Origin of the sequence: Methylomonas rhizoryzae, from assembly GCF_008632455.1 — a bacterium.
Classification (GTDB): Bacteria; Pseudomonadota; Gammaproteobacteria; order Methylococcales; family Methylomonadaceae; genus Methylomonas; species Methylomonas rhizoryzae.
The window spans coordinates 2,787,333-2,814,091 of sequence record NZ_CP043929.1 but is presented as its reverse complement, the minus strand read 5'-3'; the positions used below and the strand labels follow the sequence as shown (position 1 = coordinate 2,814,091).

The window sequence follows — 26,759 nt, the reverse complement described above, 5'->3', positions numbered from 1 at the left end:
TACACCCGGATGGCAGTCATGTCGAAATTCGCACTCACCCTACACCATGCCAGTTTAATCGTTTCCGATGCCGAACAATCCTTGCGGTTTTATCGTGACGTGTTGGGCATGACGCCGACCGAACGGCCCGATTTGCCTTTTCCCGGTGCTTGGCTGCAAATCGGCGAGCAGCAAATTCATCTGTTGGAATTGGATAATCCCGATCCGACTACCGGCCGTCCGGCCCACGGCGGCAGAGACCGGCATGTGGCCTTGCATTGCAATTCGGTAGACGCTTTGCGCGATACCTTGGACCGCGAAGGCATAGCGTATACGACCAGCATATCCGGACGAAAAGCCTTGTTTTGCCGCGACCGCGACGGCAATGCGCTGGAGTTTATCGAGCGCGGTACCTAGTGTCGGATCGGAGCGAACATGGTTAAGGCTATTGTGTACGGCGTATTGTTGGCTTGCAGCTTGGCTATCGGCTTGATGTTGACCGGCTTTTTCTGCTGGCGATTCGATATTCCGCTAGCAGCCGATTTTTGCTATGCCTGGGCCAATAAATTGCTATTGCTGGGTTTTGGCTGGATGCTGGTGCTCGGCGTTTTTCTCGTGGTACGTGCGATTGCGCTCGGGTTGTTTGACTTTTTCGATCGGAAAGCTGTTGCGCAGCGGCAATTGGCGTCGTTAACGGTAAGACGTCAGGATGCCGAGAGGCAGGCCTGTTTGGAAAAGAGTCAACAGCATTACTGGTTGCAAATCAAACGTAGCCGGTTGCTGGCCGCGGATAACAAAAAACAAAGCCGGCAATTGTATCAATCGATTCGGGCCGAAATAGCAGTCATGGTTCCCGAGGCCGAGCTGGAGCAGGCCTGGAAAGACTTGAAACGGCATAAACGCCTGGCGGATACCCAAGCCATGTTGACCTTGCGGCAAAAACTACTATGCCGCGGTTAGAACGCTGGTTGTCCGATGTTCTGGGGATTTGCCGGGCTAAGTTGGACGAAAATTTGCTATGGCGGCTTTCCCGGCAGGAAGACGTGGCAACATTGCGCAGACAACAGGCGCTGGCGGAACAGGCTTTGGTCGCCCAACTGAAAAAACAGGCTCAACGCTTGGCGCACGAAATGGCTATGGCGCAAGCCGAACACCAAAGCGAATTGGAAATGGTGAAAATCCGCTGCAAACAGGATTTGCGCGATTATCAGGAATATCTGCAGGCTTTGGATAACTTGAAAGACTCTCTGAAAAGCAGTTACGCGCATCTACCGGATGCCGTGGCATTTACCGTTCACCATCACGCCAAACAGCTGCTGAACAGAATGTGGGAAACCCGGAACGAGCAAGAGCGCTTGCAGAGCGAGCTAGCGTTAATTCAGTTTTTGACTGCGATACACGAAGACAGTCAGTTGTCTTTGCTGCGTAACGACGCGCTGGCGCTGCCGCGAAAAACCTTGGCCATCATCGACGGTTTGGACGGTGCGCGTTCTTAGGAGAGTTGCGGCGAAAATTTTACCCAATTGACCGGATTTTGGGTTTTGGGTCTTAGTTGAAAGATTCGATGGGCTGGAAATAGTGTTCGATCGATTTGATCAATTTCTTTTCCAAGGCGAACATGACCACGTGGTCGCCGTCGGAAAATACCGTATCGTGGTGTACCGGAATCACTTCGTGGTCGCGAATCAAGGCGCCAAGAATAACGCCTTCCGGCAGATTGATTTGGTCCACCCGCAACCCAACCACCGACGCGGTATCGTTTTGGCTGCGGTGAGCGATAGCTTCTATGGCCTCCGCGCTGCCGCCGCAGACCGAACTGACGCCGACCACGTCGCCTTTGCGTACGTGTTTTAAAATGCCGCCCAGGGTTTCCAGTTTGGGTTGAATCGCCAAATCGATTTCGCTGTTGTCCAGCAGTTTCAAGTAGGAATTGTTATTGATCAGGCAGATGGCCTTTTTGGCGCCTAACTTTTTGGCCAAACCTGCGGAAATCAAGTTGATGCCGTCGTTATTGGTGATCGCGCAAAACAAATCGATGTCTTCTATCATTTCCTCTTGCAGCAAGGATTCGTCCGTGCAGTCTCCATGTAAAATCAATGTTTTACGAAGATCGTTAGAGATTTCTTTGGCGCGGTTGATGTCTTGTTCGATGATTTTGACTTGATAGTTGTTTTCCAGGGCAATCGCTAGGCGCTTGCCGACGTGGCCGCCGCCGGCCAGCATGATGGATTTGATTGGCGACTCCAATTTGTTTAAATCCATCAATGTCTTACGTACTTTGTCGCGTGGGCAGACGAAAAAAACTTCATCCCCGGCGGTGATCACCGCTTCGCCGTTGACCGGTATGGCTTTGCCGTCGCGAAAAATGGCGACCACTCGAATCATACTGTCGGCCAGCTTTTCCTTGACGGTTTGAATGCGTTTGCCGGTCAAAAAGCCGGCTAAGGCGACCCGGATCGAAAATAAGCGCACCATGCCTTCGGCAAATTCGGAAACGTGCAGTGCGCCGGGGTATTTGATCAGGTTGTGTATGGATTCGGTGACCACTTGTTCCGGGCTGATGACGATGTCGATGCCGCCGGGTTTGAACAGCTCCGGATGGTTTAGAAAGTCGATGGCGCGAACCCGGGCGATGGTTTTGGGCTTTTCGTACAAGGTGTTGATGACTTGACAGGCCAGCATGTTGGTTTCATCGCGGTCGGTAACCGCAATGACCATGTCGGCCGAGCCGACTCCGGCTTGTTCCAATATGGTCGGATGGGCCGCGTTGCCCTCTATCGTAGCGATATCCAGTCTGCTTTTAAGCGCTGACAGCAATTGCGGATTCTTGTCGATAACCACAATATCGTTCTCTTCGCTGGCGAGTGCGCCGGCGACCGAAGAACCGGTAACACCGGCACCCAGAATGACAATTTTCATGAAAGCAAAAGATATTCGGAAATGGATGATGCGATAGCGCAGACGTATATCAGACAGGTAGGATAGACGGGTTTGCAAATTATAACCGGATCCCCTGAGCTGTACACGTCGACAACTTAGTGATTGCAACTTAGGATTGAATTATCGCTTGGCTTGATATGCCGGAACCAGTGGACTTTGGGGTAGCGTGACCGCTTTAAGCTTAGCGGCTGGGAAAAAACCAAGTCGCGCCCGCTTAAAATTAAGTAGGATAGCAGGCAACATGCGGCGTTTAGCCGTTAATCGGGACGTGGCGATGATAGAACGCATACTGATTTGTACCGATCTGGACCGAACCCTGTTACCGAACGGCAACGCGCCGGAATCGCCGTCGGCCCGGCCGCTGTTTGCGGCGTTGGCGGCCAGGCCCGAGGTGTTAGTCGCTTACGTGTCCGGCCGCGATAAAACCTTGGTACAGCAAGCGATTGCTGATTTCGGCTTACCGCTGCCGGATTATGTAGTCGGCGATGTCGGCAGCAGCGTGTACCGGCTCGATGGCAGCAGCTGGCAGGTTTTCGAGGCCTGGGAAAACCGGATCGCAGCCGATTGGCGCGGGCACGATCACGCCAGTTTGCACTTGTTATTCGCGGACCTGCCTAGGTTAACCTTGCAAGAGCCGGGCAAGCAAAACCGTTTTAAGCTGAGTTACTATTTAAACTTAGATAGGGATGCGGCCGAATTGCTGGAGATCATGCAGGCACGCATCGCCGATTGCGGCGTTAAAGCCGAGGTGATTTACAGTCTGGACGAAGCCGAGCAAGTGGTGCTGCTGGACGTGCTGCCGTCCAGCGCAACCAAGTACCACGCGGTCGAATTCTTGATGGAGCAACTTGGCATCGACCCCGGCCAAACCGTATTCGCCGGCGATAGCGGTAACGATTTGCCTGTATTGATCAGCCGGGTGCAATCGGTTTTAGTCGCTAATGCGGCCGACGCGGTGAAAACTCAAGCCCAAGAATTGGCCAGGCAAAACGGCACCGAAGCGGCGTTGTATTTGGCGCAAGGCGGTTTTATGGGTTTGAACGGCAATTACGCCGCCGGCATTTTGGAAGGCGTCGCCCATTTTCTACCGCATACCCAAACCTGGATGCAACACTATGGCTAAACCGGCGTTATACATTTTCGGCGAGGTGTTGTTCGACCATTTTCCGGACGGCAGCGCGGTGCTGGGCGGCGCGCCGTTTAACGTGGCTTGGCATCTGCAAGCCTTCGGGCAACAACCCTTGTTCATCAGCCGAGTCGGGGACGATGGGACCGGGAAACAGGTTAAACAGGCGATGCAGGAATGGGGTATGAACATGGCCGGCTTACAAACCGATAGCGTGCATCCCACCGGCAAGGTGCAGGTCGACATTAGCGACGGCGAGCCCGGCTATCTGATCGTTCCCGAACAGGCCTACGATTTCATCGCCGACGAGACGTTACAGGCCTTGCCGGCGGCCGGCTTGCTGTACCACGGCAGTTTGGCCTTACGCAATCCGGTGTCTCGGCAGGCGTGGGAGCGCTTGAAAGCTGGTTGCACCGGCTTGGTGTTTTTGGACGTCAACCTGCGCGAACCTTGGTGGCGAAAAGCCGAGGTGTTGGCACTAGCCGGCGAAGCGGATTGGATAAAACTCAACCATGTGGAATTGGCCGCCCTGCAAGCGGACAACGCGCCTGTCGAAACGGCGATGCGGCGGTTTATCGATGATTATCGGTTGCAGGGCTTGGTGGTTACCCGCGGCAAGCAAGGTGCGCTTGCCATGGATGCCGGCGGCCATCAAGCCGAGGTCGTTCCGGCGCAGAGCATGCCAGTGGTGGATACCGTCGGGGCCGGCGATGCGTTTGCCGCGGTTCTGTTGCTGGGCTTGCAACTGCACTGGCCGTTGAGCTTGAGTCTGCAACGCGCCCAATCTTTCGCTTCGGCCTTGGTCGGCCGCCGTGGCGCTACGGTACACGATCCGGCGTTTTACCGCGATTTTGTAACCGAGTGGGAGATTTGAACGGCCGGGTAGATAAAGCCCAACTGGATCAGATGTCCGCCCAGGATGTAACGTTGGCGGGCGGCTGGCGGCTCAAGGTAATCGGCAAAAGCGCTGCTATTCCGGCAACGAGGTGGGGCGAACCCGGTCAAGCGTTGTGACGCTTCAAACTCAATAAGCCCAGCAGCGTTGAGCCCATTAGCCAAATCGAGCCGGGCGGGGGCACGGCCGAGGTAGGAGCGCCGATAGTAGCTCCGTAGTAGTATTCGTAATCCGGAAGCTGGAAATGAATACTCGTATAACTGCCGTAAAACTGTATCAAGCCGTTACCTTCTTCCCCGGTTACCCGATTGCCGTCTTGAACTAAACTTCCGCCGCCCCAGTGACCGGCGCCTTCTGACACTATCTCGAAATTGCTAGTGTCGAACACGAACCTAACCTGATAGCCGGGCTGACCCACACTCCACAGCGCGAGCAAGGGATTAGTCACTGCGTGCGAAAAAGTGAAGCGACCTTCCCCGGTTCCGGTCAGCGCAATTGTGCCGTTGCTGCCGGGAGTATTGGTATAAACGGCATTGGTAAACGAACCGGGTACATCGTCGAAGATGCCGCTGGTAAAGTCTGTCCAGGCGTACTGGCCGGAATAGCTCACGTCTATCGGCTTGCCGTCTTGAACAAACGAGCCGTCTTGGCCAACCCAAGAAGCCCAACTGACCGTGTCGGCGTAGGCATACGGAGAAAGAACAGTAGAAATTAACAAGCATGTTGTAGCGAATTTATTGAACATGATGTGAGTCCTGTAAAGGTTAAGGGGGGCTTCTAAATTTCCGCCTCGACTCGGGTTCTATATGGGCAAGCTTGCATCTCTGCCGATAAGCGGCTTGCACTGGCATTTGCGCTTAACGAGGAGGCGCTAGACCGATGTCTTCATACCAGATCGCCGGCGATTGTTCGATGAAGCGCCGCATCAGCGCGATACAGCCGGGATCGTTCAGTTCGACGATTTGGACGCCGGCTTCGCGCAGCCAATCCGGATGACCGGCGAAGTTGACCGATTCGCCGATTACGACGGTGCCGATGTTGAATTGGCGGACCAGACCGGAGCAGTACCAACAGGGGGCCAAGGTCGTCACCAGGATCTTATCCCGATAATCGTTTTGCCGGCCGGCGTTGCGAAACGCGTCGGTTTCGCCATGCAGCGACGGGTCGTTGTTTTGCACCCGGCGGTTGCGGCCTTTTCCCAGCAAGCGGCCGTCGGCACCGAACAGTGCGGCACCGACCGGAACGCCTCCCTCGGCAAAACCCGTTTCCGCTTCGGCAAAGGCAACGGCTAATAGCTCCAGGTAGTTCATATCCTCTCCAAACATATCATCACTGCGGGCACGATGGGTGTCCGCGCTGGCTCATGCAAATGCTGGACAAATGACTCATTCCACAGCATTTGGCGGTACCGGGTGCCGGGCTTGCTTGGCCATCACTGCCGAGTTTGCGTCCGCCATCGGTTGACGATGTCGTCGACGTCCAGTTCGTCCGGGCCTTCGCGCCAGCCGGTGTAATAATCGACGTCGTTGCTTTTCGGTTCCGGGTTTGGACGGTAAATCTGCACCCGGGTCGGTAACGGCGCGGCTTCGCCCAAAACCAGGGCTTCGCCTCTGCCCAGCGATGTCAGAATATCGGTCAAGTCGCCTTCGGCTTCCGGCACCAAACCGCGTATATAAGCCTGGTCGTCCGGGTTGGTGGTACGCAAGCAAATGAAGGAGCTGCATTGGGCCAGCATGGTTTCCGACAACTCGGTCGGCCTTTGGCTGACCACGCCGATAGACACTCCGTATTTGCGGCCTTCTTTGGCGATCCGTTCCATCATCTTCTTGGTGCCTTCGAATGGGCCGCCTTTCTCCCGCGGAATGTAGGCATGGGCTTCCTCGCAGATCAAGGTGATCGGGAATTCGCGCCGGTGGGGATTCCAGTAGTTGAACTCGTAAGCCAGGCGACCGACTTGGGCGGAAACCGCCGGGCGCACGTCGGTAGGTACCGAGCTTAGATCGACCACGGTGATGTTGGCTTTTTTATCGCCCAGTCCGACGAATTGCCGCAATAAATCGGCCATGCTGTCGGAGGTGTTGCGCTTTTTGGGTTTCAACAAAAAGTCGTAACGCACGTCGTTGAAGCGGCTTTGCATGCGGACCAGGAATTCGTCGAATTGGCCGAATAAAGCGCCATGAGTTTTGCCGAAATCCTTGCGTTCTTCGTTGGCTGTCTTGAATTGCATATACATTTCCGCCAACGAAAAATAAATCGGGGTATCTATCGATACGCCGCTCAAGCCGATTTGTTTGGCTTCCTTGCGTTTGAGCTGCTGTAAAATCTCGCGCATGAAGGCCATTTGCATCGAAGCGCCTTTGTCGTCCCTGTCGATGAATAAATCGACCAGCTCGGCGTAAGTCATCATCCAATACGGCATTTCCAAGTCCATGGCGTCCACGTAGTTTACCCGTTCGGTGGGAAAGGCGGATTCGACGCGACCGTCTGCGGTTTTCCAGCAATATTCGCCGTGTAGATCCAACATGATCAAATGCGTTTTCGGCATGGCCTTGATCGTGTGTTGAATCAGGCTGGTGACTGTCCAGGATTTACCGGAACCGGATTGACCGAGAATCGCGAAATGGCGGCCGAACAAGGCTCTTGGATCCAGGCTCAGGTGGTAGTCTTTATGCGAGGCCAATTGGCCGATGAAAAACTGGTAATCGCGAAATTTGGAAAAGATGGCATTGATTTCGTCCAAGCCGACCGCAAACACGTTGGCACCGGGGGTAGGATAGTGACGTACCCCGCGAATAAAGGTGTTGGTTTCGTTGATTTCACCTACCGGAATCAGCGCGATAAAACGATCGCTGTAGCGATTGCCTTGCTGGTCGAAACGGTCGCGCTCCCACATTTTATAAACCAGGGCCAACACCTTGATTTGGGTTTGTTGGATCACCACGTAGGACCCCAGGTGTCCGGCCAGAATTTCCTGCTCGCCGATGCGGATGAGCGGCGCGGAAGTGGAATGCTCTGCGACGATGCGGGCGTCCATGCCGTCGCCGCGCACTTCCACCAAATGGCCGATTAGAATATGTTCGCTTTGCGCCATGTTTGTACTCGGTAACCACAAAATCCGGTAAAGCGTAGTTCAAATTTGCGGCTGCGAGGCGTGCAGTTATTGTTGCTTTGGATAGAGTGACTATTCGGTAAGCCCGAGGGATAAGCGATAAACGGAGACGTAACGAAGACGAGTGAGCGGTTTAGGTGAACATCCTGCAGCGCTGCTGCAGGATAGTGCCGGTACGATCAGGACAAGAAAGAACAGCAATAATCGCTGGCAACTTTGACTTTCATCGTGAATCGGGCGTTGCCGGGCACCTCGAAGGATTGGCCGCCGCTTACGGTTTGCCAGGCTTGGTCGGGTAACAGCACCTCCATCTCGCCTGCCAGGATTTCCATCAGCTCGGGGGCTTCGGTGTTGAAGGTATATTCTCCCGGCTGCATAAAGCCCAGGGTTTTCTTGCTGCCGTCGGCAAAGATCACGGTGCGGCTGACGACCCGGCCGTCGAAATAAACATTGGCTTTTTTGACGATGGTGACGTTTTCGAATTCAGACATTGTAATCGGCGTATAGTGATAAAAGTGGCATGATAGCAGAGCGGCGCAGGTAAAATGATCGGAATTAGCCGTAGCCGCCGCAAACGCCGTGCGTTCGGCGTTTACGGCAAAAGCCGAACCTTGGGCTCATTCACTTTTTAACCGAATATCGTTATGGATCATTTTTTTATCTGGAATATCGACCCGGTTCTGCTTGATTTTGGGGCCGTGAAAATTCGCTGGTACGGGCTAATGTTTGCTTCCGGATTCGTCGGTAGCTTTCTGACCATGCAATGGATTTATCAGCGAGAAGGAAAAAAAATCGAAGAGCTGGATACCTTGTTATGGTACATGGTGGTGGCGACCATCGTCGGCGCGCGCTTGGGACACGTGTTGCTGTACGATCCCGGCTATTATTTGTCGCATCCGCTAAAGATCCTGGCCGTTTGGGAAGGCGGGCTGGCGAGTCACGGCGCGACCTTGGGCATCATTGCGGCGTTGTTTCTGTACAGACGCCAATACGGCGACGGCTTTCTGTGGTTGTTGGACCGGGTTTGCATTCCGACCGCGTTAGCCGGGGCCTTGATTCGTGTCGGTAATTTCTTTAACTCTGAAATTCTCGGCATCGCTTCCGAGCAGCCTTGGGCGGTGATTTTTGCGCGTATCGACTGGACGCCGCGCCACCCGGTTCAGTTGTACGAAGCCTTTTGCTATTTGTTTATCTATGCGACCACTTTACAGCTTTATAAAAAATTCGCGGGGAAACAAGGCTTGGTGTTCGGTTGTTTTATTAGCTTGCTGTTTAGCGTTCGATTCGTGCTGGAATATTTTAAAACCGAACAAGCAATGTACGACAACGGTTTGACCTTGACCACAGGACAGTTGTTGAGCGTGCCGTTCGTGTTGGCCGGGCTGGCGTGCGTCGCTTTCTCGCTCACGCGGGAACGGCGCAAATCCGTCGGCTAATCGTTTATAATCGCTGGTTTTTTCAGTTTGCCGTGCTGTCGGCGAAAACAGCGTGACACTCGCATGCAAGAAATCAATCCGATCAAATACAAAATTGCCGATTTACGCGAACGCTGCGCGTCGTTGAAGGTTTATCTCGATTTCGATGCAAAAAGCGAACGTTTAATCGAGGTCATGCGCGAATTGGAGGACCCGGCGATTTGGAACAAGCCGGAACTCGCCCAAGCCTTGGGCCGCGAACGCGCCATGTTGGAAGGCATCGTCGAGACCTTGCGCGAGCTGGAGCAAAGTTTAAACGATGCCGACGAATTGTTGGCGCTGGCGGTGGAAGAACACGACGCCGATACGGTGGATACGGTTGTCGCCGATTTGGAGGAATCGGAAAAGCAGGTCGCGCAATTGGAATTTCAGCGCATGTTTGCCGGTGAAATGGATCCGAACAACGCCTTTTTGGATATTCAAGCCGGATCGGGCGGTACCGAAGCCCAGGATTGGGCTTCGATGATAGAGCGCATGTATTTGCGTTGGGGCGAAGCCAAAGGCTTTAAAACCGAATTGATCGAGGAATCGCCGGGCGAGGTCGCCGGCATCAAGAGCGCGACGATTCGCTTCGAAGGTCCGTATGCTTTCGGCTGGTTAAGAACCGAGACCGGTGTGCATCGACTGGTGCGCAAATCGCCGTTCGATTCCGGTAACCGCCGTCACACTTCGTTTGCCTCGGTGTTCGTCTCCCCGGAGATCGACGACGACATCGAAATAGACATCAATCCGGCCGACTTGCGCATCGACGTATACCGGGCCAGCGGCGCCGGCGGTCAGCACGTCAATAGGACCGAATCGGCGGTACGGATAACCCACGGTCCCAGCGGCATCGTGACCCAGTGTCAAAGCGACCGCTCGCAGCACAAAAATAAAGACACGGCGATGAAGCAACTCAAAGCCAAGCTGTACGAAATGGAGATGCTGAAACGTAGCGAAACCCAGCAAGCCCTGGAAGACTCCAAGTCGGACATCGGCTGGGGCAGCCAGATTCGTTCCTACGTACTGGACCAATCGCGGATCAAGGATCTGCGCACCAACGTCGAAACCGGCAACACCCAGGCGGTATTGGACGGCGCGCTGGATCAGTTTATCGAAGCCAGTTTGAAGAGTGGGTTGTAAAGTCATAATCTAGGTGAAAACAAATAGCAAGCCAGAGAATTCATATAAATGAATAAGCATGAGCTGGAATTATTATCTGCTATTAGAATAAAAGAAGCGGAAGTTCTTTTAAAAGCCGAGTGTTATCATGGCGCTTATTATCTCGCTGGGTATGCTTTGGAATGTATTTTGAAAGCTTGTGTTGCCAAGCAAATTAAGCAATTCGATTTTCCGGATAAAAAACTTGCTAACGATAGTTATACCCATGATCTGACTAAACTGCTTATCACCGCAGGATTAAAACAAGAGCTGATATTGCAAGAAAGTAAAGATGTTAATTTCAAGCTGAGTTGGTCTCTGGCCAATAAATGGTCGGAGGAGTCTCGTTATGATCATTCTATTCAAAGACAGGATGCCAGGGATTTATTTTTGGCTATTACCGAAAACGAATCAGGAGTATTGCCATGGCTAAAGAAGTATTTATGACGCAATGGTTTACGGACGCAATGCGCCTAGCGGGTGAAAGCTTGGTAAAAAAATTGGACGAGTCAGGTGTTCAGGTTGCCGCCGCTTTTTGGATACAGGATGTGGAAGAAAAAAATTGGGAGCTGACCATAGTATCTCCTCTGGTGGGAAGCGAAGGGCCTAGAAGTTTGTATAAAAGAATTAATGATATTTATGAGGCTTGCTCGGATGATGAAGATGTTATTTCCTTGCATGATATTAGGGTGTCTAGTATTCATAACCGTATAGTCAATGCAATGCGGAACAGTGTTTTGGCAGGGGCTCAATTAGCTAATAATCGAATGGGAAGAAATTATATAGATGGCATATATATTGAGGATATGTATCTATATAAAATTGATTGGGATATGCTTGCGAAATTAAACGATTTAAATCGGGTTGCTTAGTTTGTCCTTGTTGCCGCGCGGTGCGTGTAGTAACCAGGACGAAAGCAGCTGGAATTGACGATGCAGACTAAACTGGTGGAAGGAAATTAACAAATTTTACTAGAGGCTAGGAATGAATGCTTTTGCCGTTGACTTTCGGAGCCTGTTCCGCCAATTTTACCCTTCGGGAGTTAATCGTGTTTCTCGCCGATGGCCGAAGTATTTGGGTGGGCCATAGTGCGGTTTCCCCGTTCAGCTAAGGCAGATGCCAACCAAAGAGCCGATTTTGAAATATTGAGCTATTTCTTTGATTATTCCAAAGGTCAATAAATGCAATTCCCCGATACCAAGCGCTTTGCCTTGTTAATCGATGCCGATAATGCGCAGGCTAAAGCGATAGATGCGGTTTTGACGGAGGCGGCACGATATGGGGATACGACGTCAAGGCGTTGTTACGGAGATTGGACTAGTCAAAAACTTGCGCCATGGAAAACGGTTTTAAACAGACATGCCATTCAGCCCATTCAACAATTCAGCTATACCACTGGTAAGAATGCCACGGATTCCGCATTGATTATCGATGCAATGGATTTATTGTATACCGGAAAATTTAATGGTTTTTTTCTGGTTTCAAGCGATAGTGATTGTAGTGTTGGCTGATTTAGATCCGGAAAAATGCGCCCCGTGTATTAGTAAACGCAAAGAAATTATCGGTAACGATAATATTGATTTGGTGGTCATTGCCCGAAAAGCGATTGAGTCTTGGTTTTTAGCCGATACCGAAGCGATGAAAAGCTGGACTAAGCAAGGTCGTTTTTTTGAAGAATATCCGGAACAGACGCCCTCTATGCCCTGGGGGCGATTAAAGGAAATTGGCTTGCAGACTATTGGTCGCGGTCCCGGAAGCAGCAAAATCGCTTTTGCCGATAGATTTATCAAACACCATAATTTCAGCGTAGTTCGTGCTGCTCAGCATCCCAATTGTCCAAGTGCCGGATATTTTGTTGAGAAATTGAAATTATTGGCGTAACCAAATTATTTATTAAGCATTAGAAATTTACTAAGAAAACATGTCAGAACTCGAACACGACGAACAGGAACAGATTAAACAGCGCCGCGAAAAATTAACCGCGCTACGCGAAGAAGGCACTGCATTTCCAACCGATTTTCGCCGCAACGTGGTGGCCGGCGAATTGCTGGCGGAATACGGCGACAAGTCCGAAGAAGCATTATTGGCCGAACCGATCCGGGTCAAGATTGCCGGGCGGATGATGACCCGCCGCATCATGGGCAAGGCCAGTTTCTGTCATTTACAGGATATGTCCGGGCAGATTCAGGTTTATATCGCCCGCGATAATTTACCGGAAGGTGTCTACAACGACCAGTTCAAGAAATGGGACATCGGTGACATTCTCGGCGCCGAAGGGACGTTGTTCAAAACCAAGGTCGGTGAATTAAGCGTGCGCGTCGATGACATTCGTTTGTTGACCAAAGCTCTGCGGCCCTTGCCGGAAAAATTCCACGGCATCGCCGATCAGGAGATCAAGTATCGCCAGCGCTATCTGGATTTGATCATGAGCGACGAGGCCCGCAAGACGTTTACCATGCGCTCCAAGATCGTCAACTACATTCGTGACTTTCTGGTGGCCCGCGACTTTTTGGAAGTGGAAACGCCGATGATGCAAGTCATCCCTGGCGGCGCCACCGCGCGGCCGTTTACCACCTTTCACAATGCGCTGGACATGGAGTTGTATTTGCGGATTGCTCCGGAACTGTACTTGAAACGCTTGGTGGTCGGCGGTTTCGAACGCGTGTTCGAGATCAACCGCAACTTCCGTAACGAAGGTCTGTCGACCCGGCATAATCCGGAGTTCACCATGCTGGAGTTTTACCAAGCCTATGCCGAATACGGCGACTTGATGGATTTGACCGAAGCCATGCTGCGCGGCATAGCCGAGGACATTGTCGGCAACACCGCCATCGAATACCAGGGCGAGACTTACGATTTCGGCCAGCCGTTCGCACGGATGACCGTGCTGGAATCCATCCTGCACTTCAATCCCGAATTGACGCTAGACGATTTGAGCACGCGCGAAGCGGCGGTCAAGGTTGCCGAAAATCTGAAGATTCCAGTCAAGGACAGTTATGGTTTGGGTAAGGTGCAAATCGAGATTTTCGAGAAAACCGTCGAGCATCGCTTGATGAATCCGACCTTCATCACCGCCTATCCGGTGGAGGTGTCGCCGCTGGCACGCCGCAACGATAGCGATCCGCACGTCACCGACCGTTTCGAGTTTTTCGTCGGCGGCCGCGAGATTGCCAACGGCTTTACCGAGCTGAATGATGCCGAAGACCAAGCCGAGCGCTTCAGAAAACAGGTCGAGGAAAAAGAAGCCGGCGACAACGAAGCCATGCATTACGACGCGGATTACATCACCGCGCTGGAACACGGCATGCCGCCGACGGCCGGCGAGGGTATAGGCATTGATCGGCTGGTGATGTTGTTTACCAACTCGCCGAGCATTCGCGATGTGTTGTTGTTTCCGCACATGCGCCCTAAAGCCGTTTAGAACTCTCCGATAAACCACGATTCGGAGCGCGCCTACCTGCGACGGGCTAAATCTCCGGTTTCGGGCTAGTATAACGACAGGTAACGACTCCCAAAGCCGCGTGCCCGGCGGCTAGCCGGCTTGATGAGCGTCAGGGAGGGGATAAGCGTGGTAAATCGGCCTTTTCAAACTGCAGCGATGCCGATTCGGGAAAACAAACGAGAGATTGGCTTAATCTCCCGTCGGTACACGTATCTGATTATTCTTAACCGCGCTGAGTTTTATAAAATCGACATCATTCGGCGCCTCCATTAACATCGGTAGACGAGAACAGCATGAGCGTAGATCCAAATCAATTTAAAAGCGCATTGAAGTTGTGGGCTAGCGGCGTCACCGTCGTGACCGCTCAGTCGGCACAAGGCGCGAAAGGCATGACGGCGACGTCGTTTAGCAGCGTTTCCTTGGAACCGCCGCAAATTTTGGTCTGTTTAAATCAACACACCGATACGGGGGCTGTGGTGTTGCAGGAAAAACGCTTCGCAGTCAACATTTTACGGGCTGATCAAGAAGCGGTTTCCAATCGGTTTGCCGGGGGAAGCACTCAAGATGAGCGTTTTGCCGGCGTCGATTGGCAGGTAGGCGATTACGGCACGCCGGTTTTGAGCTGCGCGTTGGCATCCCTGGAATGCAAAATAGTGAATCAAATATTGGCCGGTACTCATTGGATCGTCATAGGCGAAGTTGAAAATGTGATTTGTCGGGAAGGCGAACCGTTGTTGTATTACCATAGTGCTTACCGGTATTTAAAATCCGAATGACCGGGAACGGCCGAGCCTGCTGGCGGTCTTTGAATGAGTGTGTATGGGTACGGAGCCGATAGCGTTATGAACGATAAGCAAAACTTTTTCGAGTTTTACAGGGTTTGTAAAGAATTCGTCATCAAATGGTGGGCTTGGGCGAATCGCTGGATTTCGTCTCAACCGGCGGAAGGAAAGCCGGCGCCTGCCGAGAATCCGGTTAGCCGACCGCCCCGTTTCGTGATTTACGTGTTGGCGTTAGTGCTGTTGGCAACCTTGATGGCCGGCGGCGAAAAACCGCAAGGCCGCGAGATTCCCTACAGCCAGTTTTTATCGCTGGTCAATGCGGATAAAGTCGATAAAGCCGTCGTTACCCAACGATTTATCAACGGCACCCTAAAAGACGACGACAAACAAATCGGCAAATATTTCTTTACCATCCCGTTGTGGGACGAGTCTCTCACTAAGCACTTGCAGGATCACAAAGTCGAGTACGTGGTAAGGAGCGGAGAAAATTGGCTCGGAAACATCGTTTTCAATTGGATTATCCCAATAGCGATATTTGCCGCGATTTGGATGTGGTTGCTGCCGCGGATGACGGGCGGGGCCGGCCGCTCTTTTTTGAATTTGGGTAATAAAATCAAGATTCAGCAAGAAAACGGCAAGATTACTTTCGATGATGTGGCGGGTGCGGACAGTGCCAAACAGGAATTGAAAGAAACCATCGAATTCTTAAAATCGCCGGAAAAATTGCAAAAGCTGGGCGGACGCATGCCTAAAGGTGTGTTGTTGGTAGGTTCACCCGGTACCGGTAAAACCCTGTTGGCGCGGGCGGTTTCCGGGGAAGCGGGCGTGCCGTTTTTCAACATCAGCGCGTCGGAATTCATCGAATTGTTCGTCGGCATCGGCGCCGCCCGGGTTAGAGACTTGTTTGAGCAAGCTCGCAAAACCGCGCCCTGTATCATCTTTATCGACGAACTGGACGCGATTGGCCGCTCTCGTAGCGGCCCGGTCAGCTTGGCCGGTAACGACGAGCGCGAACAAACCTTGAATCAACTGCTGACCGAAATGGACGGTTTCGATTCCACGTCCGGGGTAGTCGTGATGGCCGCGACCAACAGACCGGAAATTTTGGATAAAGCCTTGTTGAGAGCCGGGCGTTTCGATAGGCAAATCGTGGTCGATAAACCGGATTTGCTCGATAGGATGGCTATCTTGAAGCTGCATAGCAAGGCTATGCAATTGGCGAAAGACGTCGATTTAGCCACAGTCGCCAAACGAACGCCCGGTTTCGTCGGCGCGGACTTGTCCAATATTGCCAACGAAGCGGCGATTTTGGCGGCCAGAAACGAACGCGAGCAAGTAACCATGGCCGATTTCGAGGCGGCAATAGATCGTATCTTGGCCGGACCGGAAAAGAAAAACCGGCTGCTTGGTCCGGAAGAGAAACGTCGGGTGGCATTTCACGAAGCCGGCCACGCATTGGTGGCAGAATCCGTGCCTACCGGACAACCGGTACATAAAATATCCATCATTCCGCGCGGCGTGTCCGCCTTGGGTTTTACCTTGCAGTTACCGGTCGAAGAAAAGTATTTATCCACAGAGCAGGAATTGAAAGATCAAATGGCGATCTTGCTGGGTGGCCGAGTCGCGGAACAATTGGCCTTGGAGAGTGTTTCCACCGGTGCGCAAAACGACTTGGAAAAGGCCAGCGAGATTGCGCATAACATGGTTTGCTATTTGGGCATGAGTCAGAAGCTGGGACCGTTGATATACGGCCGGCGGCAACAACTGCAATTTTTGCCGTCGGAAGTTAGTGAACAGCGCAATTTCAGCGAAGAAACTGCACGTTTGATAGACGCGGAAATTAAAGTCTTGGTTGAAGATGCTCAGAGTCGCGCCATGGAAATTTTGTCCAAACAGCGGGACACACTGGATAGCTTAGCGGCGCTGTTACAGGAAAAAGAGGTCGTACAGCGCGAAGACATTGCCGCTATGTTGGGCAGCAGCCCCAAAAGCTAGATTATCGTCGTTATGGCTAGTCTGGACTGATGCAAATGCTCAGTACCGGCGTGAGAGGTCTCGCGCAATGCGACAAGGCGCCCGACTTGGCATTGGGTAAGCGTTTTTCAACCATTGAAATACGCTAACCGACTGAAAAAATCGGGCACGGGCTTACGAAACTGGGCTGTAAGTTGCCTAAAACTGCCATTTCACGCTGAAATATACTTGGCGTTGTACCCCGGTAGCGATGGACTGATAGTGGCTGTTCGCTTCGAAATGCACGCTTTCCAATAGATTTCGTCCTATCAAGGCGAATTCCACATCTTTGTTCAGCTGCCAAGCCAGACGGGCGTCCAGCTCGTGGTAGCTTTGGGTCGGTAAGGTGTTATAGGAAAACACGTTATTGGACTTGCCGCCCACGAAACGCCAATTGAGGTCGAAACTCCAATCGCTCGTCAATTGCAGTTGAGACCATACGGAAGCGTTGTTCACCGGATAGTTACCGGCGCTGGTGACGTAGGCTACGGATGGCGAGGTGCTGGATAGGCCGATTTCTTCGCGCGAATAGCTGTAACTCGCGCGTAACCGCCAGGCGTTGCTCACTTGCCAGTTGGCGCTCAGTTCGCCGCCGTAAATCTTGCTGAAACCGTAATTTTGAATTTTTATCGGTAGCACGACGTAGCCCGAGAACAAGGTATCCGTTTGCAAGCCGCCGCTGTTATAGGAGCGGACGTCGTCGTAGTTGTAGTAATACAAACTTAAATCGGTATCGAAGGTGCGCCGCCAATCGGCGCGCCAGCCCAATTGAAAAGCCAATAATTTTTCGGTGGTCATCCTGGGGTTGCCGTTGATGGAAATCAACGTGACCGGATTGGCAGGAGAAACCGGCTGTGCCGGGTCGGGAGGCGGGGCTAGGTAGCCCTGAAATTGTACGTTTTGCTCTATCCAATTGGGGGTACGCACCGCCCGCGCTATCGAGCCCCATACGGTATGTATTTCGTCAGGGCTCCAGGATAAACCGATGTTGGGTTGAATTTCGAATTGGGTGACGGGGTTGTGTTCGAACTTGCTGCCCAGCGTCAGTTTCAAGGTATTGGGCAGCAAGCTGATCTCGTCTTGTGCGAATAAACTGTAAATCCGGTCGGTACGTTTTTCAGGTGACAGCGCCACATAGAGACTGGGTTGATAATTATTGTGATTGAAGCGGACGCCGGCGCCCCAAACCCAATAATGCAGGGGATTGAGCCGGTAATTATGCTGAAAATCGAGGTCTATCGAATCCACTTGATAACTGACGTCTAAAGCGGGCGAGCGGCGATTGTGCCTATCCCAATAAATGCGCAATGCCGTGGTGGAGTCGGCGCTCTGCCGTTGCTGCCAGCGCGCCATGAGGTAATGGCCGGAGAACTCGTCGCCGGTCGGCAGTTGAATGTTGTAAGGTGGCTGAACCGACGGTACTTGCGGGGTTATGATATGCGGGAAAATCTGATTCGCGCCGTTCGATTCGCCGGTAAATGCCGTGCCCTGCACGGATAAATCGGCGTTGCCGAAAAAGTCTTTGTCGTAACGAAAGCCGAATTTGCTCATTTGCGCGGCATCGCCGGCGTCGACGCTACTGAAGCGGGCTTTGGAATCGTCGTGCTGGGCGTGGCGGGCGAACACGCTGACATGCGCGTCTTCGCCGGCTTCGAAACCGTAGCGCATTCCGCCGCCGTAGCGTAAAACGCCGAGGCTAATCCGCCTTGAGTGCTGCGTGCGGACTTGGTGACGATATTAATGACGCCGTTGACCGCGTTGCTGCCCCATAAACTGGCGCCCGGGCCGCGCATGACTTCGATGCGCTCGATGTCTTCCATCATGACGTCCAACTGATCCCAGAAGGTACTGGACAATAAAGGTGTGTACACGCTACGTCCGTCCACCAATACCAGCAACGTTTCGGCTAATTGGCTATTGAAACCGCGCACCGACACCGACCAACGGCCGCCGTCGATTTTGGCGACGTGCACGCCGGGCACCAGACGCAATGCTTCGGGAATTGTGGTGGCGCCCAGTCTGCGGATGTCTTCGCTGGAGACTACGTAGAACGCGGCGGGAAGCTGTTTGCGACTGCCTAGGGATTTGGTTATCGAGCTTAAATCCAACTCGACCAGCTGTTCTATGCTGAAATCCAATAACTCCGCGGTAGCGCTGTCGCTAGGGGCTTGATTGGCGGCTTGGCTGGATCCTGCGGCTAACCAGCATAAATAAACAGTTGAGCACAGCAGTTTAAACAGCGCATGGTTTCTCGGTGTTCCGGTTACGGGTGGTGCCGATTGCGCAGGGAATAGACGGGCTAAATCATGCCGTCTGCCGTAGCATCGTGTTGTTATACCGGCGAAAATGCCATACGCCAAGCCGATCATTTCGTCGAATAAATATGTTTGGCGAGTTTCAAAAGCTGCGCGCTGATTTTGACGTTGGCCTGATTAGCGACATCCAGATTGATTTCGAAACCCAGGTGGTTATCGGTTTTGATTAAGCCTATCATGCCGCCGCGTGCGGCGAAATTATCGCCGTCGCCGACGGTGACCACCGGCAGGTTTTGCAGCGCGCTAAGATCTTGATTGTTATGGCCGTTATCGGCAACGAACAACACGTTACAGGTTTTCATTTGGCTTATGCTCACCTCCGTCAAAAGAGTCAGCGGCTTGTCGTTCGGCGTTTTGCCGTTAAGGGCTGAAACGGCGCCACCAAGCTCAGCGGCGTTGACAATACAAAGAGTGTAGCCTTCCTGGGTATTGGCGCTATTAGGCCATTGAATAAATTTGAAGAAATTATAGATAAAGGCGACCTTGACCGCCGATTCGCTACCGCTCTCGCAACTGACGTTGCTTGATAGTGCCAGCAGGATTAAGCCGACGGGCAGCCGGTATTTCAACAGCCGCCGGCCGGTCAATTGACAACAAGAGCAGGGCTTGAATAGCCCGAAGCGCTTACTCAAGGCTGCCACCTGATTGTGGCGTACACTTCCCGCTGCGTGCCGGTCGCCACCTGGGTGAAGTAGCTGGTGGTTTCAAAATGTACGCTGTCCAACAAGTTGCGGCCGATTAGGGAGATCTCCAGGTTGGGCGCTAATTGCCAAGCCAGCCGGGCATCGACTTCGTGGTAGCTTCGGTTGGCAACGGTCTCGGCGGACAACCAACTCGGTGCGGTAGCGTCCACGAAACGCCACATCAGATCCAGTTTGAGGTCCGGTCTCAATTCGTGCATGGACCATAGGCTGGCTTTGTTGGCGGGATAGTTGCCTACACTGGCTGCGATGGCGCTAGGCATGGTGGCGGAGATGCCGAATTGATCCTCGGCATGGCTGTAACCGGCACGCAATTTCCAGTCGTCCGCAATTTGCCAATCGGCATTGATTTCGCCGCCGTACACTTGGGCGAAGGCGTAATTGCCCACCTCGAAAGTTTGCGTGACGTAACCGGAAAACAGGGTGCTGGTATCCGGTTTTGCCGGATTGTAGGTATGAAAGTCGTCGTAATTGTAATAATACAAGTTGAAATCGGTGTGGAAATTGTGCGTCCATTGCGCGCGCCAGCCGCCTTCGAACGCCAGCATTTTTTCCGCCGACATATCGGGATTGCCGCGGATTCTGACTAATACCGCCGGGTTGATCGGAGTAGCCGGACCGTTGCCGGCGGGAGGCAAAATCGTGCCGTTGAACAACACGTTTTGTTCCAGCCAGTTAGGCAACCGTACCGCTCGGGAAACGGCGCTCCATAGGGTATGCCGCTCGTCGGGCGTCCAGCTCAAGCGAATGTTGGGTTCGGTTTCGAATTGGGTGACCGGGTTGTGCTCGAATTTACTGCCTAGGGTCAAGGTCCATTTATTCGGTACCAGGGTAATTTCATCTTGTACGAACACGCTATAGATACGGTCGGTGCGCTCGCTGGGGTTTAGACTCAAATAGATCTCTTCATCGGTGTGACTGCTGTTGACCCGGTAACCGCTGCCCCACACCAGCATATGGGCCGCGTTCAAGCGCAGGTTGTGCTGAAAATCGATGTCTACCGTGTCGACCTGATTGTTAGCGTCTATCGAATTAATCCGGCGGCTGTGTTGATCCCAATAAAAGCGCAGCGCGGTCGTCGAATCGGCGCTTTGCTGGCTCTCCCAGCGCGCGAGTATGGAATGTCCGTGAAAGTTTTGCTCTGTGGGTAACTGAACGCTATAGGGCGGCGTTATTGCCGGTTTGTCAGGCCCGTTCATCGCCGGGAAGGTTTGGTTGGCACCACCGGATTCGCCGATGAAGGCGTTGCCTTGCAACATTAATTTGTGCCCACCTTGGACATCTTTGTCGAACCGAAAACCGAGTTTGCTCATCCCGGCCGAGTCGCCGGCGTTTTCGCGGCTGCCGCGGGCGCGGGAGTCGTCGAATGCGCCATGCCGGGCGAATACTTTAAGAAATCCGCCGTCACCTAAGTCGGTGCCGTAACGCAATCCGCCGCCGTAGCGTTCGCTGCCGTAATAGGCGGAGGCAAGCATGCCTTTGGCTTGTTGCGCCGACTGAGTGACGATATTGATGACCCCGTTGACCGCATTGGCGCCCCATAAACTGGTACCGGGCCCGCGTATCACCTCAATGCGTTCGATGTCTTCCATCAGCACGTCGATTTGATCCCACCAGGTTCCGGAAAACAGCGGCGTGTAGACGCTACGCCCGTCTACCAGCACCAGCAAGGGATCGCCGAATTGGCTGTTGATGCCGCGTACCGATACCGACCAGCCGCCGCCGTTGATTTTTGCGACGTGCAGCCCGGGCACCATGCGTAAGGCTTCCGGGATACTGGTGGCGCCGGTTCGCAGAATGTCTTCGTGGTTCAATACGAAAAGCGCGGCCGGCACCTTTTTGCTGTTGCTCGAGGTTTTGGTAATGGAGCTAATGTCGAGATCGAGCAACTGTTCGATCTCGAGATCGACTAGGCTTGCGGTGCCCGGCTCGATTGGATAATCGTTGGCGGCCAAGCCGGCTTTGCTGCCGATAGCGAACAATAGCCAAGCCAAGGTCGAAATACAGCGATGTACCGGACTAGTCATATCCATACGAGTTGTCGTCAAAATGTCAGTTGCAGCTTGAAACGGAATTCACGCCCGTTGCCGGGCAGTATAGCCGAGCGTATGTCGGCCGGCCCGGTGCCCCCGAGCATCGGATAGTGGCTGTCGAATGCGTTATACAGGCTAAAGCCAAGGTCTACCCCGCGCCAAAGCGTGTCGCTGGTCAAACTGATATTCAACTGGTAATAGCCGTCTGCCACAGTGCCTTGGGGCGTGGTCCGGGGGCCTATGTAAACATTTTCGATGCCGATTTTGGCCCGATCGGCGAACAGCGGTTCGGCGTAGTGCAATTTGAACAAATCGTTGGCCGTGCCGGCGTTGTGTACTTCGCCGTCGCCGTGGCCGGAAGCTTCGAATTCGTTATGGGTGTAGGAAATTTTGAACAAGCGGCCGTTATCCCAGCGTTTTTCGGCTTCGAGTTCGATACCGTAGATATCGTGGGCATCCGCGTTGACGAAGGGGCCGGTTGAACCGTAACCCGCTATGCTTTCCTGTTCGAGTAAGCGGGAAATGTGGTTGTAAAACAAGTCGGCGGTTAGTTTTAAACCCATGGCGGTGCGCCATTCCGCCACGGCTTGGTAGCTCTTGATCCGCTCTTCGGTATTATTGGGATTCGCCGCGGTCGGATACAGTTGGTATTGGCGTTCCCAGACGTTGGGCGCGCGAAAGGTGGAACTGTACAGCAGTTTGTAGGTGGCGGAATCCGTGGGATTCCAGATCAAGCCTAAGCGTGGGTTGAGCTGCAGATTGTTCAGCATGTGATGGTAATCCAGCCGCAGGCCGCCGCTGAATATCAGTTGGTCGGTCAGCCGGTAATCGTCTTGGGCGAACAATTCAAGCCGATGCCCGCTGTTGTGGGAGTCCAGGTAAGGCAAGTAAGGCTGGATATCGTAATCGAACATGTGCTGGCGCTGGTCGAACTGGTATTCCAGGCCCAGCAGCCAGCGGTGGTCTTCGAGCGCCGTGGTGGTCAACTGCAGTTCGCCGCCCCACCAGCGACCGCTGGCGGCATCGCGGTTGATGACAACGCTGTTGTCCACGTCGTAAGCTTCGTCGGAGGAATAGTCGTAGCCTTGGTAAAATCCGCGGGCCTGGATTCGGGTGTCTTCGCTTAGATTGGCAAGATATTTCAGGTTACCGAAGAATTGCCTGTCTATCGTGGAAAATGTCGGATCGTTGAAAATGCCTTCGTAAGCTGCAGTCGGTACCTGTTTGACCCGTCTGACCATGCCGGCGCTGGCGGTAAAACCCTGATGCTCCAGACGGGCAAACAGGCGTTCGGATTTTTCGCCGTCCAGTTTGTGGGCGATGCCGTTATTGGTGGCCGGCGAGTCATATTCCGGGAAATACAAATTCTCTATGCCCGCGCTGTCGAAGCGCGATGCGGAAATCAATACGTCGGTGCCGTTTTGCAGTTGCGTGCCGTAACTGACCCGGCCCTGGTAAGTGTCGAAGCTGGCGGCTTGGCCGTTGATCTGTAAACCGTTGATGGCGGCGCCTTTTTTTGTCACCACGTTGATCATGCCCAAAAATGCGTTGGCACCGTAAATGGTCGAACCGGCACCGGGAACGAATTCGATGCGATCCACCAAATCGACGTCCAACAAAAATTCTTGACTGATGTAGCCGCCGTCGTAGATGTTTTCGTTCATCCGTTGGCCGTCGATCATGATCAACACCCGGGAGTTGTAATCGTTGGGATGCAGAAAACCCCGGCTGCCGAGATAGCTGTAGCTACGGTCGTTGTTGACGTAAAGTCCGCGGATGCCGTTCAGCGCTTCGGCCAGTGTGCGCCAACCGAAGGTTCGAATGTCCTCGGCACCGATGATGGAAACCGAGGCCGGGGTTTCTGTGGATTTTTGCCCTAAGCGCGCGGCGCTGACGATCTCCACTTCCATCAGTTCTTCTATGGACAGCGCGGTCAAATCCTCGGCGGCGGCTCCGGCCATCACTGCCAAACCCAGTGTTAGCAAAGAGAGTGGTGGAACGATTCCCCTTGAGTGTCTCATTGTGAGTCGTCGGGCATGGCAGAGGCGATAAAATGCGAATCAATCGAAATTTTTAAGGGATTTGCCGATAGTCTAGCCGGGATGAATTCGCTTTTGGCCGGCCTTATTTTGATTGACGTCACATAAATTCGACGGTAGTTGGGGTAGGAGCTAGCCTTGAGGCAAGGCTACGGACTTGTTGTCCGAAGGCCATGAGCACCGGTTTACAAAGTCAGTTCGATTCCCACCGGACAATGATCGGAACCCTGAATCTCGGGCAGGATGAAGGCTGCCGAAATACGGTTCAGCAATACGGCATCGGTCAAGACGTAATCGATTCTCCAGCCGATGTTTTTTTCCCGGGCATTGGCTCGGTAGCTCCACCAGCTGTAGGCGACGGTATCCGGATGAAAATGCCGAAAGCTGTCCACCATGCCGGCCGCCAGCAGCGTGCTGAAGCCGTCGATTTCGACTTGGGTGTAGCCGGCGGATTTGTTGTAGTTGGCTTTGGGCCGGGCGATATCGATTTCCCTATGCGCCACGTTAAAATCGCCGCAGGCGATTACGGGCTTTTGCAATCGCAACTGTTGTATATAAGTCAGCAAGGCGGCGTCCCAGGTTTGCCGATAAGCCAAGCGTACCAATTGATCGCCGCTATTGGGCACGTACACGTTCAACAAATAAAACCGGTCGAATTCGGCGACGATCACCCGGCCTTCTTGATCGTGCTCGTCTACGCCGATGTCGTGCACTATGCGCAGGGGTGCGGTGCGGCTGAGAATCGCGACTCCGGAATAGCCTTTACGGTCGGCCGAGTTGCTGTAGACATGGTAGTGGTCGATGTCGGCCAGGGCGGTGACTACCTGTTCGTCCTGGGCTTTGGTTTCCTGCAGCAGCAAGCAGTCGGCGTTTAACTGCGCTAGGGTATCGGCAAAACCTTTGTCTTTAACGGCGCGGATGCCGTTGACGTTCCAAGAGACGATTTTCATGGTTGATTCCAAGCGGGCTAATTTGAACGATTCGGGATGCGATTGGGCAAGGGCGAGAGTATAACGGCTACAGCGGCTGTGTCGGTTTAAATCTTGGCGCCATTCGACCATCCGTATGGCGCGTTAACCGCGTTTTACCTTTGTACTCGGCGAATATCGTTCTGAGTTTGCCCTTAGCTTGTTATAATGCCGGCTGTTTTTGACGACGTTTTACGAGAGATTTGCATGATTCAAGGTAGTATCGTTGCTTTGGTAACCCCGATGACGGAAGACGGCGCGGTAGACGACGCTAGCTTGAAGAAATTGGTGGAGTTCCATATCGAGCAAGGTACGGATGCTTTGGTTGCCGTCGGTACCACCGGAGAATCCGCAACCTTGGACGACGACGAGCATTGTCACGTCATTCAAACCATTATCCAATGCGCGAACGGCCGCATTCCGGTGATCGCCGGTACCGGCGCCAACTGTACCCGCGAAGCGATAGCGCTGACGCGTAAAGCCCAACAACTCGGCGCCGATGCCTGTTTGTTGGTGACGCCTTATTACAACAAGCCTACCCAGCAAGGCTTGTATCTGCATTACAAAGCCATTGCCGAAGCGGTGAATATCCCGCAAATCCTCTATAACGTGCCCGGCAGGACAGGATGCGATTTATTGCCGGAAACGGTGGGGCGTTTGGCGGCGGTCGACCATATCGTCGGAGTTAAAGAAGCGACCGGTAAACTGGAACGGTTGACGCAAATTCGCGCGCTGACCGGCGACGACTTCGCCATCTATTCCGGCGACGATGCCACCAGCATGGAGTTTTGCCTGATGGGTGGCAACGGCAGTATTACGGTAACCGGCAACGTGGCGCCAAAATTGTTGCACGACATGATAGCCGCGGCAATCCGCGGCGAGCGGGCAAGCGCGCAAGCGTTGGATGCGCGCTTAAGTGGCTTGCATCGCGAGTTGTTCATTCAATCCAACCCGATTCCGGTCAAATGGGCGGTCGCGGAAATGGGGTTAATGGGCAAAGGTATACGCTTGCCTTTAACTTGGCTGAGCGAGGAATGCGTCGAGTCGGTCAAAACGGCCATGCGGCAAGCCGGCGTTTTAGCGGCATGAGAACCTGGGTGCGGCGGGGCGGTTTAGCCGGGGTTTTGCTGGCGGGTTTAAGCGCTTGTAGTACCATCAAAAGTTGGTTTCCCGACAAGGAGCGGGATTACCAATTCACCTATGAAATTCCCGAGCTGACGGTACCGGACGACTTGAAAAATCGCGGCTTGAAAAGTCCGACGCCGTCCGCCCGAGTCGCGCCTGCCGAGGTGGCGGAACCGGTGCGGCAAGCCGAGTCCGCCGAACAGTCGGAAAAAACCGCGCAAGCGGCTGCCGCACCGGCCGAAAAACCGGTTACGGCTTCGGCTTCCGGTGCCGGCAGTAGCCTGCAGATCGATCAGCCGCACGCGCAAGCGGTACGTATGGTGGCGCGGGCATTGAGCCGGCAAAAGCTGGAAATCGTCGAGCGTAACGTCGAAAAAGGGTATTTTTATATCAAATTCGATCCCAATGCGGTTAAAGCGCAAGATGCCAGTATTTGGGACGAATTCACTTTTTTATTCGGCGACGACCCCAGCCAAGAACAGGAGTTCAGGATCAATACGCAGGAGGTCGGTCCGCAATTGACCGAAGTGACGGTGCAAGACAGTGCCGGGCACAGCCTTTCCGACGCGACCGCGAACAGTCTGCTGCAACTGATTACCGACGCGATTAACGATACGGTCAAAGAAGACGCGTCGCAAAATCCTCAAACTCCGGCTGCGCCGGAAAACTAACGTTTT

26 protein-coding genes and 1 pseudogene are annotated in these 26,759 nt (G+C 53.3%); 16 read left to right on the top strand and 11 right to left on the bottom strand.

The genetic code is table 11. From position 1 onward, the window contains the following. Window positions 1–18 precede the first annotated feature (18 nt). Genes F1E05_RS12605 through F1E05_RS12595 form a run of 3 tightly spaced genes read left to right on the top strand, consistent with a single transcriptional unit; the run spans window position 19 to window position 1,475 of the window. Window positions 19–396, top strand: a complete 378-nt coding sequence (locus F1E05_RS12605; RefSeq protein ID WP_150048975.1) for a VOC family protein — start codon at window positions 19–21, stop codon at window positions 394–396. A gap of 18 nt (window positions 397–414) precedes the next feature. Next, window positions 415–939 carry a hypothetical protein gene (locus F1E05_RS12600; protein ID WP_150048974.1) on the top strand — a complete coding sequence of 175 codons (525 nt, stop codon included), beginning with the start codon at window positions 415–417 and terminating at the stop codon, window positions 937–939. Then, a complete protein-coding gene (locus tag F1E05_RS12595; RefSeq protein ID WP_150048972.1) occupies window positions 927–1,475 on the top strand; it encodes a hypothetical protein in 549 nt (182 codons plus the stop codon). Before F1E05_RS12600 ends, F1E05_RS12595 begins: the two co-directional genes overlap by 13 nt. A 52-nt stretch (window positions 1,476–1,527) precedes the next feature. Here the strand turns inward: F1E05_RS12595 and trkA are convergent, their stop codons facing one another. Beyond that, window positions 1,528–2,898: a Trk system potassium transporter TrkA gene (gene trkA / locus F1E05_RS12590; RefSeq protein WP_150048970.1), complete on the bottom strand. Its 1,371-nt coding sequence runs from the start codon at window positions 2,896–2,898 to the stop codon at window positions 1,528–1,530. Between the two features lie 262 nt (window positions 2,899–3,160). Between trkA and F1E05_RS12585 the strand changes: the two genes are divergently transcribed. Beyond that, the gene (locus F1E05_RS12585; RefSeq protein WP_232056646.1) at window positions 3,161–4,042 is read left to right on the top strand and encodes an HAD-IIB family hydrolase; all 882 of its coding nucleotides are present in this window, start codon (window positions 3,161–3,163) and stop codon (window positions 4,040–4,042) included. After that, entirely contained in the window at window positions 4,035–4,919 is an 885-nt protein-coding gene (locus F1E05_RS12580; protein ID WP_150048968.1) for a carbohydrate kinase family protein, read from the top strand. The genes F1E05_RS12585 and F1E05_RS12580 overlap by 8 nt, the downstream gene beginning before the upstream one ends. A gap of 127 nt (window positions 4,920–5,046) precedes the next feature. On the opposite strand, the gene F1E05_RS12575 is transcribed toward F1E05_RS12580, so the two are convergent. The 4 genes from F1E05_RS12575 to ppnP form a co-directional block, all read right to left on the bottom strand. Then, window positions 5,047–5,685 (bottom strand): hypothetical protein, encoded by a 639-nt coding sequence (locus F1E05_RS12575; protein WP_150048966.1) that lies wholly within the window; start codon window positions 5,683–5,685, stop codon window positions 5,047–5,049. A 112-nt stretch (window positions 5,686–5,797) separates the two neighbouring features. Then, complete coding sequence (locus tag F1E05_RS12570) at window positions 5,798–6,250, bottom strand: nucleoside deaminase (RefSeq protein WP_150048964.1); 453 nt, start codon at window positions 6,248–6,250, stop codon at window positions 5,798–5,800. A 122-nt stretch (window positions 6,251–6,372) separates the two neighbouring features. After that, on the bottom strand, window positions 6,373–8,031 hold the full coding sequence (locus F1E05_RS12565; protein ID WP_150048962.1) for an ATP-binding protein: 1,659 nt from the start codon (window positions 8,029–8,031) through the stop codon (window positions 6,373–6,375). Between the two features lie 197 nt (window positions 8,032–8,228). Next, entirely contained in the window at window positions 8,229–8,540 is a 312-nt protein-coding gene (ppnP, locus tag F1E05_RS12560) for a pyrimidine/purine nucleoside phosphorylase (RefSeq protein WP_150048960.1), read from the bottom strand. Between the two features lie 153 nt (window positions 8,541–8,693). Between ppnP and lgt the strand changes: the two genes are divergently transcribed. The 9 genes from lgt (at window position 8,694) to ftsH (ending at window position 16,883) form a co-directional block, all read left to right on the top strand. Continuing rightward, on the top strand, window positions 8,694–9,485 hold the full coding sequence (gene lgt, locus F1E05_RS12555; protein ID WP_150048958.1) for a prolipoprotein diacylglyceryl transferase: 792 nt from the start codon (window positions 8,694–8,696) through the stop codon (window positions 9,483–9,485). 63 nt (window positions 9,486–9,548) lie between these two features. Beyond that, entirely contained in the window at window positions 9,549–10,646 is a 1,098-nt protein-coding gene (gene prfB, locus F1E05_RS12550) for a peptide chain release factor 2 (protein ID WP_150048956.1), read from the top strand. 48 nt (window positions 10,647–10,694) lie between these two features. Continuing rightward, the gene (locus tag F1E05_RS12545; RefSeq protein WP_150048954.1) at window positions 10,695–11,111 is read left to right on the top strand and encodes a HEPN domain-containing protein; all 417 of its coding nucleotides are present in this window, start codon (window positions 10,695–10,697) and stop codon (window positions 11,109–11,111) included. Next, window positions 11,090–11,536 (top strand): hypothetical protein, encoded by a 447-nt coding sequence (locus F1E05_RS12540; protein ID WP_150048952.1) that lies wholly within the window; start codon window positions 11,090–11,092, stop codon window positions 11,534–11,536. The genes F1E05_RS12545 and F1E05_RS12540 overlap by 22 nt, the downstream gene beginning before the upstream one ends. A 309-nt stretch (window positions 11,537–11,845) precedes the next feature. Next, window positions 11,846–12,175 carry an NYN domain-containing protein gene (locus tag F1E05_RS12535; RefSeq protein WP_232056645.1) on the top strand — a complete coding sequence of 110 codons (330 nt, stop codon included), beginning with the start codon at window positions 11,846–11,848 and terminating at the stop codon, window positions 12,173–12,175. After that, window positions 12,129–12,545 carry a hypothetical protein gene (locus F1E05_RS12530; protein ID WP_190303130.1) on the top strand — a complete coding sequence of 139 codons (417 nt, stop codon included), beginning with the start codon at window positions 12,129–12,131 and terminating at the stop codon, window positions 12,543–12,545. The genes F1E05_RS12535 and F1E05_RS12530 overlap by 47 nt, the downstream gene beginning before the upstream one ends. Before the next feature lie 40 nt (window positions 12,546–12,585). Then, on the top strand, window positions 12,586–14,085 hold the full coding sequence (gene lysS, locus F1E05_RS12525) for a lysine--tRNA ligase (protein ID WP_150048948.1): 1,500 nt from the start codon (window positions 12,586–12,588) through the stop codon (window positions 14,083–14,085). Window positions 14,086–14,399: 314 nt separating this feature from the next. Further along, window positions 14,400–14,882, top strand: coding sequence for a flavin reductase family protein (locus F1E05_RS12520; protein WP_150048946.1), 483 nt, complete (start codon window positions 14,400–14,402; stop codon window positions 14,880–14,882). A gap of 66 nt (window positions 14,883–14,948) precedes the next feature. Beyond that, entirely contained in the window at window positions 14,949–16,883 is a 1,935-nt protein-coding gene (gene ftsH / locus F1E05_RS12515; protein ID WP_150048944.1) for an ATP-dependent zinc metalloprotease FtsH, read from the top strand. Between the two features lie 177 nt (window positions 16,884–17,060). Here ftsH and F1E05_RS12510 read toward each other — a convergent pair whose 3' ends face one another. From F1E05_RS12510 to F1E05_RS12485, 6 genes and pseudogenes are all read right to left on the bottom strand, one after another. Then, window positions 17,061–18,569 (bottom strand): TonB-dependent receptor plug domain-containing protein, encoded by a 1,509-nt coding sequence (locus F1E05_RS12510; protein ID WP_150048942.1) that lies wholly within the window; start codon window positions 18,567–18,569, stop codon window positions 17,061–17,063. Between the two features lie 134 nt (window positions 18,570–18,703). Next, a pseudogene (locus tag F1E05_RS20620) lies at window positions 18,704–19,270 on the bottom strand (TonB-dependent receptor plug domain-containing protein); the annotation flags it as partial. Continuing rightward, complete coding sequence (locus F1E05_RS12500) at window positions 19,267–19,848, bottom strand: YfiR family protein (protein WP_190303129.1); 582 nt, start codon at window positions 19,846–19,848, stop codon at window positions 19,267–19,269. The pseudogene F1E05_RS20620 and the gene F1E05_RS12500, both read right to left, overlap by 4 nt. Then, on the bottom strand, window positions 19,845–21,944 hold the full coding sequence (locus tag F1E05_RS12495; RefSeq protein WP_190303128.1) for a TonB-dependent receptor plug domain-containing protein: 2,100 nt from the start codon (window positions 21,942–21,944) through the stop codon (window positions 19,845–19,847). Before F1E05_RS12495 ends, F1E05_RS12500 begins: the two co-directional genes overlap by 4 nt. 17 nt (window positions 21,945–21,961) lie before the next feature. Then, a complete protein-coding gene (locus F1E05_RS12490) occupies window positions 21,962–23,911 on the bottom strand; it encodes a TonB-dependent receptor plug domain-containing protein (RefSeq protein WP_232056644.1) in 1,950 nt (649 codons plus the stop codon). Window positions 23,912–24,174: 263 nt separating this feature from the next. After that, a complete protein-coding gene (locus F1E05_RS12485; RefSeq protein WP_150048933.1) occupies window positions 24,175–24,939 on the bottom strand; it encodes an exodeoxyribonuclease III in 765 nt (254 codons plus the stop codon). Between the two features lie 225 nt (window positions 24,940–25,164). Between F1E05_RS12485 and dapA the strand changes: the two genes are divergently transcribed. Then, window positions 25,165–26,046, top strand: a complete 882-nt coding sequence (dapA, locus tag F1E05_RS12480; RefSeq protein ID WP_150048931.1) for a 4-hydroxy-tetrahydrodipicolinate synthase — start codon at window positions 25,165–25,167, stop codon at window positions 26,044–26,046. Further along, the gene (bamC, locus tag F1E05_RS12475) at window positions 26,043–26,753 is read left to right on the top strand and encodes an outer membrane protein assembly factor BamC (protein WP_232056643.1); all 711 of its coding nucleotides are present in this window, start codon (window positions 26,043–26,045) and stop codon (window positions 26,751–26,753) included. Before dapA ends, bamC begins: the two co-directional genes overlap by 4 nt. The last annotated feature ends 6 nt before the right edge of the window (window positions 26,754–26,759 follow it).